We start from the raw sequence: 12,308 nt of genomic DNA on the forward strand, positions 1-12,308 counted from the left end.
TGCCGCGCTGATCCTGGTCGAAGTGCATCAGGTCACGGTAAGCCCATTGACGGGTCTGGTTGTAGATTTCACCACCAATCTGAGCATCAAGCAGTGCAAAAACACTAAAGTTTCTGTAACGGAAGTTAGTGCTGAACGACATGCTGAAATCAGGAAGTGCGTTACCAAGTTTCACAAAGTTCTGGCCTTCCTCATTAACCTGGCGAACAGGGATACCCCAATTCAGAACAGTTCCGTCTGGCAGGGTTACCGTTTCGCCCCAGTTGCCGTCTCTCCAGGATCCGCCTTCGCCAACGGGTACGAAGTATCCGTCGTCGTTACGCTGGAAGAAGCTGCTGAATGGCTGCAGGTTTGTAGGAAGCTCAGAAGCACCGGTAGCCCAGCCTACACCGTAGAAGGTACCAATACGCTCGCCGGCACGGCGGTAGAACGCAGCACCTTGCTGAACATTAGGGCCGTAACGCTGTGCAGGACGGTTGAACTCAGTAATTTCAGAGATAGAGCGGTCGAAGAGTACGTTGAAAGAAAGGCTCATATCACGACGCTGAATAGCGAAGGTTCTCAGGCTCATTTCAATCGTGTTTGACTCTACCGTACCGGCATTTTGCCACTGGCTTGCAAAACCAAAATAGCTCACAAGCGGAAGAAGCAGCAGCTGATCTTTGGTTTCAGTTTGCGCGTAGGTGAAGTTGAAAAGGAAACGGTTCAGGAAACCAACTTCAATTCCTGCTTCAAATTCGCGGGAAAACTCTGGCTTGAGCGTGCTGTTTCCAAGAATGCTCTTGATTACAGCATCACCGGCAACAGACCAGGTCTCGTACTGTGCGCTGAAACGCGGGCGACCACCGGCTGTACCGACAGAAGCGTTGATTTTCAGCTCATCAATACCTTCTACATTAAACCAGTCTTCTTCGTTGATAAGGTAAGCACCGCTCAAACGGTAGTAGGTATGCCATCTTTCATCAGGGCCGAACAGTGAGCTTCCGTCACGACGAATAAGTGCATCGAAGATGTACTTTCCGTCATAGTCGAAGTTCGTAATGAAGTAGTAGCCTTCAGACTTAACCTGGTTGGTGTTGCTGCCGATAAACTGACGATCGGAGGTTGTGTTACCCAATGTAGGTACACCTTCTACACCGAATCCGCGGCCTTCAGCGCTGAACTGGCTGAATTCCTGGGTTTCAACAAGAAGACGGGCCTGTGTACGGGTACGCAGACGGCCGAAATCGTGGGTGTAGGTTGCGTTTACACTCGCGTTTACAGCTTCATTGAAGCGGAAATCGCGAAGCAAACCACCACCGGCGTAAGTGTTCTGGTCAATTTGCTCCCAGAAAGTAGGCCAGAAACGTGTGAATTCACGGTTCGAACGGTCGTAGCTCAGGTTAGCTGCAATATCAAGATTCGTGAATGGCGTAAAACGAGCTTCAAAGCTACCCATTACCCGGTTCCGGTTATCGGTGCGGTCGTTGTAGGTGGCTTCGTAAAGCGGGTTTTCTTCGATTGATGCTTCATTCGGCTGAATGAACAGACGGCCGGTTACCGGGTCAATCGCACCAAGGTCGATGTCAGGAGCCGAGAATGCCAAACCAAAGAAGGGGCTTCCGGGACCGGTCTGAATCTGATCAAGGCTGGAAACAGCATAGTAACCACTTGCGGAAAGTGTAAGGTTATCAAGAACACGGCTATCGATGTTCAGACGTACGTTACGACGGTTGTAACCATCAAGTACATCAAGTACACCATCCTGCTGGGTGTTGTTGAATGAAGCAAGGTAATTGATGTTGCCAACACGCTGAGAAACAGCCACGTAGTTGGTGTAGAAATTACCGGGGTTGAAGAAAGCATCGAAATTATCAAATGTTTCTACAGGGTAAGTCTGATCCAGGAATGTTGTAGCTGTAGGCCCAACAAAAACACGCTCTGTTTTATCAGAGGTTGGGTTTTCTGCAGAATCAAGCCATGGGTTGTTGGCATCGCCACTCATCTGGAAAGCATGAGACTGATTGGTACGGATTGCGTTTTCCAGGCTGCTCACACCGAATTCGTTGCGAACAACGATGCGGGTTGTACCGTCGGCAAGGTTTGCACCGCGGTTTGTACGGATGTTGATTACACCTGAAGCAGCACGGGAACCGTACAGCGAGGCTGCAGCAGCACCTTTAATTACTTCAATGCTTTCAATATCGAGAGATTCGATATCAACGGCACTTTCAGCCAGAATTACACCATCCACAATGTAGAGGGGCTCGTTGCTCTCTGAAATAGATGTGATACCGCGAAGTACTACTGAAGGAGTAGAACCAGGCTGACCACTACCCTGTACGATGTTTACACCGGCAACTTTACCGCGAAGGGCTGCTACAGGTGAACTTCCGGGTACCATTTCCAGATCGCGTGCACTAACACGGCCTACTGTAAAGGGCGTACGGCGGGCTTCTGTATCACCAAGCACACCGGTTACTACAATATCCTGAAGACCAAAACGGTCAACCCGAAGGGCGGTATTCAGGGAGTTTGCACCGGCTGCAATAGTAATCCGGCGCTCGAAACGCTGATAACCCACAAAGGTAATCATCACGGTATATTCCCCAACAGGAATATTATCCAGGCTGTACTCTCCATCAATATTGGTGGCAGTACCCCGATTCAGTTCAACCAAAAAGACTGTTGCGCCAGGCAACGACTCTCTGGTATCTGAATCGGTAACAACACCCGATAAACTGCCGGTTTGCGCAAGCAAAGCGAGCGGTAACGCAAGCAGTATAATCGTTAGCAGTAACTTTTTCATCATAGTTAAATGACCTCGTTCATTTAGTCTGTTAGTATAGTGACAGCAATCCAGTCCTTTAAAGCTTGAATGCTGTTAACACGCGCTTACATAAGCAATACGCATTTGCGCATCACAAGTGGTTAATATAGTTTTACCCATAGTTAATCCAAAAAAAAACTTTCTGTTAACACAATAAATCCGAAACCACCTTAACTACAGGTATTCTTTGGATTTAAAATAAGGGTCACCACCGGTAAAGCCCCTGATGACACTGAGCACACCATCACATTTAAGCATTTTGCTGAAACAGCTTGTTTATACTTTAAGCCATTTGACCTTTCCGAAAACCGGTACCGCCTATAAGCTATTTGTAGAGCTTAACACCTGTGCGAGGTCAGTTTACATGCCTGCCCTCATCACGCCCGCTATTTCAGGTTTTGTAAGCCCGTTTGTTACACTTGATAAAGACGTAAGGCTAAGTGTCTGAGCCTTATCACAAATGTATCCCGCTTAGCTGAAAAGAAGCTCTGCAAGCATCCTCACTCCGGTTTCGAGCAGCTCATCGGGGAAATCGTAAGCCCGGCTGTGCAGCTGAGGGTGCTCCTTGCCTGCACCCAGCCCAAACAAAAGCGTAGGCCCATAGCTGCTGAAACGGCCAAAATCTTCGCTCCACATAAACGGCTGATCTTTCCGGATTACCTTCAGTCCCTGCTTCTCCGCGATCTGTTCGGCCAGTCTGCAAAGCTCCGGCTCATTTACGGAGGCTTCAAAAACTTCGGTCGTGTCGAATTCGACTTCGAGGCTGTGGGTGCGGGCCGTTGCCGCGGCAAGCTGACGCGCTTTGGCCAGCATGTTCTGCACCGTGCGCGTTTCCGGGGCGCGGAAGGTTGCCATGAGCACGGCTTCGCCCGGCGCGGTGCCGAAGGCGATTTCGCCGAGGCGGGCATGAATCACGGTAATCAGCCCCTGCTCCTGCACCGGCAGGTACTGACCCGGTATGGCAGGGAAAAGCTGCATGAGCTGCGCCAGGGCCGGGCCGGGTGAGGTGCCATCGTTGGGGTGTGCGGCGTGCGAGGTCGCGCCTTTCAGCCGCACAATAAGCCCCGTAGAGGCCGAGGCGAAAACGCCGCTTTTGAGCACAATGCTGTGTTTGGGGTAGCCCGGCAGGTTGTGCAGGGCAAAAATCACATCCGGTTTGAGGCGCCGGAAAACTTCAGTTTCGATGATGCGCGCCGCGCCTATGCCCGTTTCTTCGGCCTGCTGAAATACAAGTATCACCCGGAGGTTTTTCGGGGGATGGGCTCCCAAATATTCTGCCAGGGCTACGAGGTTCATCATATGTCCGTCGTGACCGCATTTATGACCCGCCTGCGGATTTTCGGCCCGGTGATCCCACTCCGGCGGGTCGGCTATGGGCAGGCCGTCGAGTTCGGCCCTTAGCATCACCCGTTTCGGGGCCGACTCCGGCCCGTAAACCGCGATGATGCCGCAACCGCCAAGCCCGGTGTGCAGCTCGTCGGGGCCGGTCTTTTCCAGCCATTCCGCAATCTGAGCAGCGGTCCGGACTTCCTCCCCGGAAACCTCCGCGAGCTGATGCAGCCGCCTGCGCATTTCGATCCAGCGGGGCAGGTGTTGTTGGGTGAAGGCTTCAGGATTTGGGATCATCGTGCTGTCGGTTAATTATTCAGGGGCGTTTCTGCCGGGTTTTGCCGGCAGTTTGCGATTCCGCTGAAGTTAATCAATTGCGGGCCTTTTTGGCAGGGCGCGGACGCCGCTTTTTGAGAGCCATACGCTTCCTCCACTTTAGGCCTTTCACAGCTTTGCCGGTACTCCTCCGACCCGCCGCAGGATGAAAATCATATCAAGGCCATAAATATAGGGCGTTGATATGGCCTTGATACGGACTTGCAGAAAAGCAAACCCAAACCTAAACCAGCCTCGTAACCTTGATCAGGCTCAGGTCGCCATCACCCGAAAAAGATTTATAAATAGACGGGGCCCAGAATGATGCGCGGATCGGGGTATCGGGCAGCGGCGGCTTCGAGCTCGTGCGGGGCTACAACGCCGGGCATATCGGGCTCAGACGGCTCTTCGACCGAGAGCTGAAAGTGCAGGTGCGGCACCCAGCCGCCGTTTTCGCTGCGGTCGCCCAGCCAGCCGAGGCGCTGCCCTGCCTGCACCGGCTGCCCCGCTTCCAGACCGCTGAGGGATTTCCGGCTGAGGTGCCCGTACAGGGCATAGAGTTTTTGCCCGCCGATTTCGTGCTCGGTGATGATGGTCGGGCCGTAATCCAGCTCGTTGCGGTTGTCGCGGAAGCCCCAGATGCGGCCGTCGCTGAACGCGAATACCGGCTCGCCCGCCGGGCCCCAAATATCGATGCCGGTGTGGATGAAGCGCTCGCCGCCGAAGAGGGCCGAGGTGTACATGCCGCGCCGGTGTTCGAGGTAGCCGCCGGCGCCCTGCAGGGCCGGGGCTTCTTGCATGTGGCTGTAGCCGGAGCGCAGATCAAGGCGGGGCAGCGGCAGCCGGCCTTCGTAGCGCATCACCGGATGAAAAGTAAGTTCACTCACGAATGTGTTTCTCAGTAAAGTTCATTTTTATGGGTTTGGCCTGCATTTCCGGCCTGCCCCTGAAGCAGGTTCAGGGCACGGTACGCATCACCCTGCATACAAAAAAACAGGGCAAAAACATAGAATACCGGCTGTAGGGCAAGGTACCCATCGCCCGAAACAAAAACACTACTCCACCACTTTATCGATGTAGGCCGAGTTCATGATGCCGAGCGCGCCCATGTATTTGAGGCGGAAACGCACAAAATCGCCGACTTCGTAATTGCGGGTGTTATCGCCCACATTCACGACAAGCATGTCGGAGCTGGCATCCACAATTTCGATGTCGTCGTTTACCGGCATCAGGTATTTGGGGTCGATATCGAGGTAGCCGATGTCGAGAATGGCGCGGTGGCTCGTTTTGCCGTACAGGCTTTCGTCGATTTCCATGCGGGTGCCCTGCGGGTTGAGGCCGAGCTCGCCGCTGGGTACGAGCGGCTTTTCGTGCAGCTCAATGATCTGGGCGTAGAGCTCCATCACGGAGTCTTCCATGCCTTCGATGGTTTTATTGGTGAACAGATCGAGGCCGAAATACAGCGCCTCGCCCACCCGGAAGTGGTTGATTCCGCTGGGGATTTCGTGCCGCAGCAGCAGCGGCACCGTCACGGAGGTGCCGCCGGAGATCCACGGAATTTTTTTGTTGAACTTGAGCTCGATAATCTGCTTGTACAGGGTGAGCTGAATGAGCTTATCGGTGTTGGGCATCACCCCGTACAGGCAGTTCAGGTTGGTGCCGAGGCCGGTTACGTTGATGTTCGGCAGATTGAAGACCTGCTCATAAAAGTCGATCAGGTCGTCGCGCACCACCCCCTCGCGCAGATCGCCCATTTCAATCATGATGATGATTTTGTGGACCTTATTCTGCCGCACGGCTTCATCGGAAAGCATGCGGATGGTGGAGATGTCGGAGTCGAAACTCACATCGGCCCAGCGGATGATATCTTCAATGATTTTTTTAGGAGGCGGCTTGATGTAAACCGTCTGAATTTTGTCGCTTATTTCCTTGGCGGCCTTGAGGTTACTGATGCGGGAATCGTGAATTTCGTAGATACCGAGGTCGATCACTTCCTTCAGCATCTGCTTGTTGCCGCAAAAAAGTTTGGTTACGATGCCCCACTGAATGTCGCGCTGATCAAAGCGTTTTTTGAGGAAATCGTAGTTGTGCCGCAGTTTTTCGCGGTGAAGTTTGAGATAGGCCATGGGTCATGAGCGCTTCCAGCGCATTTCAAGATATTTGTTGGTAAAACCAAGTTTTTCATACAGATAACGGGCGGGGTTGTCGGGCTCAACGTGCAGGGCGATATCGCCTTCGGCCCGGTCCATGGCTATTTTCATGAGGCCTTTGCCCAGGCCTTTGCCGCGGTAGCCGCTGTGCACGGCAATATACACGAGCAGGTTTTCGGGGATGTAGCCCTTCATGCCGGTTTCATTCACGATAACGGCGCCGGCCACGCGCTGCGCTTCGGAATCCCACGCACGCACGATGAAGCCGCCATAACCGGGCTTGGTGCTGAGGGCATAAGCCGCACATTTGGCGATATCCTCGCGGGGGTCGCCGAACTGATCGAGGTGTTCAAAAAGGAAATCAATAACGGAATCCGCTTCCGCCTTGCGGGTTTCGGATTCGCCGGGGTTTAGTATCTGATAGTCGAACATAGAATCTGTTTTTTTAAAAGCTTAAGTTTTATCGATGGATGTGTTCCGCGGCCTTAGCCAGCCTGTAGCGAGGAACACAGCGGCTGATGCCGTGATGCCGAAGATGATGGGGTCGAGGCCCAGGGGTAAGGTAAGGATTTCAGCACTGCCGCGTGCGCGCTGTACTTCGGGGATTACGGTGAGCAGCAGCGTGAGGCCGCCGCCGGTAATCATGGAGGCAATGGCGGCATCGCTGCCGGCGCGCTTCCAGTACAGGCCGCCGAGTATTGGTACGAGCAGCCCGCTCACCATTACGGCGTAGGAATAGAGCATGATGTCGAGCACGGTTTCCATGGCGGCAGCGAGCAGCAGGGCTACCGCGCCCAGAACGAGGGTAACAAACTGCGACAGCCGGATGAGGCGGGTGTCGTCCATATCAAGGCCGAACCACTTGCGGAGCAGGTCGCCGGTGATGTTGCCGGAAGCCGCCACAAGGCAGCTATCCGCTGTGGACATGATTGCCGAGAAGTAGGCGGCCATCATCAGGCCCATGAGGCCGACCGGCAGAATGGTGCGCAGCAGAAACGGCAGGCCCTGCTCCTGATGGATGCCCTCCACGCCGGGGAAACCGAGGTAGGCAAACATGCCCTGCTCGGCGGCTACCCGCGCAAACAGGCCGAGCAGCACGCCCATAAACGCCATTACCGGCCACTCAAACAAGCCGGCGAGGTACCAGGCTTTTTTGGCCTCAGCCACGCTCCGGCTGGCGTAGATGCGCTGATAGAGCGTCATGCCCACAAACCAGATCGGGATAATGGTGATGCCCCAGTTCAGCAGCTGCTGCCAGGTAATGTTGGTGAGGCGCAGCATTTCGGGGGCCACAACGGCAGCGATGGCTTCGTACCCGCCTACCGCCTGATAGCCCAGCGGGATGCCGATGAAGATGAGCCCGCCCAGCAGCAAAATCCACTGAAAGGTATCGGTGTAGATAACCGCCTTGATGCCGCCCATCACCGTGTAAATGACGATAATGAAGCCCATCACATACAGGGCAGTGTCGATGCTGAGGTCGTCGAAAGTGGCTGAAGCCAGCACGGCACCGGCCAGCATCTGCGAGCTTGTGAAGCCGAGATACCCGACAGCCGAAATAATGCCCGCAATAATTGCAGCCTTGCTGCTGAAGAAATAACCGAACAGATCGGGCATGGTATAGAAGCGGTGCTCGTCGGCCAGGGGCTTTACCCTGGGGATGAGGAGCACCGCAGCCATCCAGGCACCTATGAGGCCGGTGAAGAGCATCCATGAGCCTGAGAGGCCCATCACGAAGCCGAGGCCGCCCAGGCCGATCGAGAAGCCCCCGCCCACATCGGTAGCCACAACCGACAGCCCGATATGCGGATAGCTCATGTTGCGGCCGCCGAGGTAGTAATCTTCGTTACCGGCGTTTTTCCGCATAAAATAGAAGCCGACGCCCAAAACACCGGCCATGTAAACAACAAATACTGCTAAATCAATAGGATGCATTATAAAGAACGGATGCGCCTGATCAACTCGTTAGAGCCGGAACAGGCAGCACAGCAGGCCGGAAACAACTGCGCCTCGCAGTGTTAGAACCTCTGAAAGGATCGTTTCGGCTTCTGCTTTAAAATTTGAATGAACTGTGTCGCAAAGGGTAACGGACTGAGCATGGGCATCATTCCGATCGATTCAGCGGCTTGCGGCTGGTACCCCTGCCGCTTATTTTGGATGATGAACGCAAACCTAACCTATTTTCCATGCGCCTTGAACGTGCTTTTTTTGAACGCAGCCCGGTAACGCAAATCGCACGGGAGCTTATCGGCATGGTACTCTGCACCGAAATTGAAGGGCAGCTCACCAAAGGCCGCATTGTTGAGACCGAAGCCTACGCGGCGGTGGGCGACCGTGCCTGTCATGCGCACCTCGGCCGGTTCACCAGGCGTACCCGCACCATGTATGAAGCCGGCGGAACGGCCTACATTTATTTGTGCTACGGTATTCATCACCTTTTTAATGTAGCGGTGAATCAGAAAGGAGTGCCTGATGCGGTGCTCATTCGCGGAGTTGAGCCGCTGCATGGTGTTGAAACCATGCTGGAACGCCGCGGCATGGTGAAAGCGGAGCGAAGGCTCACAGCCGGGCCCGGCGTGCTCTCGCAGGCCATGGGCCTCACAACTGCCTTTAACGGGCATGACCTGTGCACTCCGGGAAGTCAGATCCGGATTGAAGACGACGGCGTATCAGCTCAGCTTCAGGATGCCATCGAAACCGGGCCGAGGGTCGGCATTGATTATGCCGGTGAGGATGCGCTGCTGCCCTGGCGCTATTGGCTCAGTGGCTCCAAATGGAAAAGCCCGGCGAAGTAAGTGCTTAAACATTACCTTCCGGGCTTTGTCATAAATAATGGCAGATTTAGAGCTGCGCTAAACGGATTTACATACCGTTAGACATTTCCATGGCATACTGACGGAATTTTTCCTGGAGTTCAGGATCCATCTGAATTGCAAAATTTATTTCCTGGAAGCGGTCGAGCTCCATTCCTTTGGATTCGATGACTTCAACAATCTGGCCTTCAACCTTTTCCTGAACGCTTTCGAGTTCATCGAGTACATCATCAAAGCGCTTCATTTCTTCATCATCCATGCCCATATCAGCCTGACTCTGGCCGTTCTGCATGCCGGTGAGAATTTCATTAAAACGCTCTACAGTGATTCCGGCTTCTTCAACCATTTCAATCATTTCAGTCTGGGCTTCCATCTGAATTTGCTGAGCATCCATCGTGATTTCGACAAATGATTTCATTTCTTCATCGCTAACTTCTACATTCGGCATTTGTGCCGGCATCTGCGGATTCGGGATTTGCGCCAGTGCAACTGCGGTAAGTCCAAAAGTGAACAGGCTAAAAATTACGATGGATTTGATCGTACGTGTCATAAAGATTTTTTTGTATTGCGAATTGTACGGTTTATTGAAACCTTAGAATAACGATTATGAGCAGCAATTAAAAATAAAATGCTGCTCAGACCGCTAAATCAAGTAAATTCAAAACGATTTTTAAAATATTATATTGTGTACCTGCGGAACGGGCAGGCCCGGTTCGAAGTTTGTTGTTGCAACAATCATTATTTTCAGAAACCTCAACCATTTCAAAAAACAAATACGTATATGAAATTACTGACAATCCTCCTCGTATCCCTGCTTTTCTCCGGCAGCGCATTTGCCAACGATCATCACGGCAATAATGAGCGCATGAGCTGGAGCATCGACCGTGCACACAGCAACATCCTGTTCACGATCAACCATTTTTTCAACAAAGTGCCCGGTACCTTTAATGATTTTACCGGCACGGTTGTTTTCAACCCAAGCGCTCCTGAGCTGAGCGAAATCGATGTTCAGGTAAATGTGGCGAGCGTTAACACCAACGTTGAGCGCCGTGATGATCACCTGCGCTCAGGCGATTTCTTCGGCGTTGAAGAATTCCCGCAAATGCATTTCCGCAGCACCGATGTACGCCATCTCGATGGTCAGAGCTACGTAGCCGTAGGTCAGCTTACCATCAAAGATGTTACCCGCGAAGTAGAGCTGCCATTCGAGTTCCTTGGCGTAACCGAGCACCTGATGCGTGAAGGCGTTATGGTTGCCGGACTGCACGGCGAGCTCAGCCTCAACCGCAACGACTTCGGTGTTGGTGTAGGCGACTGGGCTTCTACAGCGATCATCGGCAACGAGGTAAACATTCAGATTTTCCTGCAAGTACACGCTGACTAAACGAACTGCTGTATTTTCATGAGCCGGATCTGCACAAGCAGGTCCGGCTTTTTTTGTTTAAAAACCGGGCTGAGTCCGAATGTGTTTTTAATATATTCATGGGGAGACCAAAACCTGCTCACTTCATCCTTTTTAAGATGCTGAAAAAGAAAAAAAACAGACGAAAAGACGGCCAAAGAGGATCCCTGATTACGATTCTTATTTTTCTGATGGTTCTCATCTTGTTTTGGCTCAGCTGGGGGTTTATTCAGCAACTATGGACATCGGGCGAAGATTCACCAGCTGAAACACTGCAGCCGTTTCCGCTTCGCATCACCTCACCTGCTGAATTCAGCAGTCAGTCGCGCCGCTTTGAGCGTGATGCTGTTCCCAACCCCGAGCTGCTTGAAGGCCTTTTCCCCGGCGCGTTTACCCTGCTTGTTGACGGTGAGGACATCAATGCAGACGGGAACCTGAACTTCCTGCTTGTAACTGAGCTCAGCCATACAGCCCCCGCTGAACTTGCAGACCTGGGCTACGGGTTCATCATAACTGAAGCGCAGCTGCTCAGTCAGCAGCCTGACGGTACGCTCAGCCTGCTGCTCGGCATAACCGCCGATACAATAAGCGGCACTGATGGCAGCCCCCTGCTTGCACAGGTGCCGGCCACTTTCGGATATGGCTTCAATCTGAGCCGATACACCGGGCCGCCCTACGCAGCCGAAGTCATGCTTTTTGAACTTGTAATCCTCGGGGAAGACCTGCTTCCCGCAAGCGACGACCTTACTATTTACTGGCACCCGGATCGCAGCAGCTATGCAGCCACAAATGCATTCGGCTCCCCCGGTACATTCTGATTTCCCGGGTGCTTTTCAGCCCCCCTGCGGTGCATGATTCAGCATAAACCTGTATATTAATCTGTTCCTACAACTTACTATTGATTTCCATCTTATTTACCGGACACTTAACCGCTGTTATGTTAAAACCTAAGTTTTTAATTCTAAGCCTTATTCTCGTTCTGGCTGTTGTATCGAGATTCCTTCCTTTCCCGCCCAACGTAGCTCCGGTTGCCGCAATGGCCCTTTTTGGCGGTGCCTATTTCAGTGACAAGCGTATTGCTTTTCTGTTGCCCCTCGGAGTGATGCTCCTGAGTGATCTGCTGCTGGGCCTTCACAGCACCCTGCTTTTTGTTTACGCTGCCTTTGGCATTATTGTAGGCCTTGGTATGCTGCTGGGTAAGGAAATAAGCCCGCTTCGAATTGCGGGGGCATCTGTTGCAGGTTCTGTCATTTTTTACCTGCTTACCAACTTCGGTGTCTGGCTTTTCAGCCCCTACTACCCCTTCACCCTTGAGGGCCTGCTGGCAAGCTACACCATGGCCATCCCCTTTTTCCACTACACCCTGCTTGGCGATCTGTTCTTCACTACCGTAATGTTCGGCTCTTTCGAGCTTGTTCGCCGCAACGTACCTGCGCTACAGACAGCCTGAAAGGCAACCCAACCGTTTTAAAGAAAAGCCGGTTTCTCCA

At 52.9% G+C, this 12,308-nt stretch carries 11 protein-coding genes; 4 read left to right on the forward strand and 7 right to left on the reverse strand.

Translation table 11 applies throughout. The features are described 5' to 3' along the window. The 6 genes from LAT75_RS13140 to LAT75_RS13165 all read right to left on the reverse strand — a co-directional run. Positions 1-2,791, reverse strand: a 2,791-nt coding sequence (locus tag LAT75_RS13140; protein WP_291483133.1) for a SusC/RagA family TonB-linked outer membrane protein, incomplete at its 3' end; no start/stop codon positions are given. Between the two features lie 489 nt (positions 2,792-3,280). After that, complete coding sequence (locus tag LAT75_RS13145; RefSeq protein ID WP_291483134.1) at positions 3,281-4,435, reverse strand: amidohydrolase; 1,155 nt, start codon at positions 4,433-4,435, stop codon at positions 3,281-3,283. 317 nt (positions 4,436-4,752) lie between these two features. After that, on the reverse strand, positions 4,753-5,340 hold the full coding sequence (locus LAT75_RS13150) for a peptidoglycan DD-metalloendopeptidase family protein (RefSeq protein WP_291483135.1): 588 nt from the start codon (positions 5,338-5,340) through the stop codon (positions 4,753-4,755). A 168-nt stretch (positions 5,341-5,508) separates the two neighbouring features. Further along, positions 5,509-6,579: an alanine/ornithine racemase family PLP-dependent enzyme gene (locus LAT75_RS13155; RefSeq protein ID WP_291483136.1), complete on the reverse strand. Its 1,071-nt coding sequence runs from the start codon at positions 6,577-6,579 to the stop codon at positions 5,509-5,511. Between the two features lie 3 nt (positions 6,580-6,582). Continuing rightward, positions 6,583-7,035 carry a GNAT family N-acetyltransferase gene (locus LAT75_RS13160; RefSeq protein ID WP_291483137.1) on the reverse strand — a complete coding sequence of 151 codons (453 nt, stop codon included), beginning with the start codon at positions 7,033-7,035 and terminating at the stop codon, positions 6,583-6,585. A gap of 21 nt (positions 7,036-7,056) precedes the next feature. Continuing rightward, positions 7,057-8,538, reverse strand: a complete 1,482-nt coding sequence (locus LAT75_RS13165; RefSeq protein WP_291483138.1) for a sodium:solute symporter family protein — start codon at positions 8,536-8,538, stop codon at positions 7,057-7,059. Positions 8,539-8,789: 251 nt separating this feature from the next. Here LAT75_RS13165 and LAT75_RS13170 point away from each other — a divergent pair, with 251 nt between their 5' ends. Further along, positions 8,790-9,398 carry a DNA-3-methyladenine glycosylase gene (locus LAT75_RS13170; RefSeq protein ID WP_291483139.1) on the forward strand — a complete coding sequence of 203 codons (609 nt, stop codon included), beginning with the start codon at positions 8,790-8,792 and terminating at the stop codon, positions 9,396-9,398. 67 nt (positions 9,399-9,465) lie between these two features. On the opposite strand, the gene LAT75_RS13175 is transcribed toward LAT75_RS13170, so the two are convergent. Next, on the reverse strand, positions 9,466-9,966 hold the full coding sequence (locus tag LAT75_RS13175; RefSeq protein WP_291483140.1) for a DUF4168 domain-containing protein: 501 nt from the start codon (positions 9,964-9,966) through the stop codon (positions 9,466-9,468). A 231-nt stretch (positions 9,967-10,197) separates the two neighbouring features. On the opposite strand from LAT75_RS13175, the gene LAT75_RS13180 reads away from it, so the two are divergent. The 3 genes from LAT75_RS13180 to LAT75_RS13190 all read left to right on the forward strand — a co-directional run bounded on the left by LAT75_RS13180 (position 10,198) and on the right by LAT75_RS13190 (position 12,268). Then, on the forward strand, positions 10,198-10,800 hold the full coding sequence (locus LAT75_RS13180; protein ID WP_291483141.1) for a YceI family protein: 603 nt from the start codon (positions 10,198-10,200) through the stop codon (positions 10,798-10,800). A 137-nt stretch (positions 10,801-10,937) separates the two neighbouring features. Continuing rightward, positions 10,938-11,636 (forward strand): hypothetical protein, encoded by a 699-nt coding sequence (locus LAT75_RS13185; RefSeq protein ID WP_291483142.1) that lies wholly within the window; start codon positions 10,938-10,940, stop codon positions 11,634-11,636. A gap of 119 nt (positions 11,637-11,755) precedes the next feature. Next, positions 11,756-12,268, forward strand: coding sequence for a DUF6580 family putative transport protein (locus LAT75_RS13190; protein WP_291483143.1), 513 nt, complete (start codon positions 11,756-11,758; stop codon positions 12,266-12,268). The last annotated feature ends 40 nt before the right edge of the window (positions 12,269-12,308 follow it).

This window comes from Cyclonatronum sp., from assembly GCF_022565315.1.
Classification (GTDB): Bacteria; Bacteroidota; Rhodothermia; order Balneolales; family Cyclonatronaceae; genus Cyclonatronum.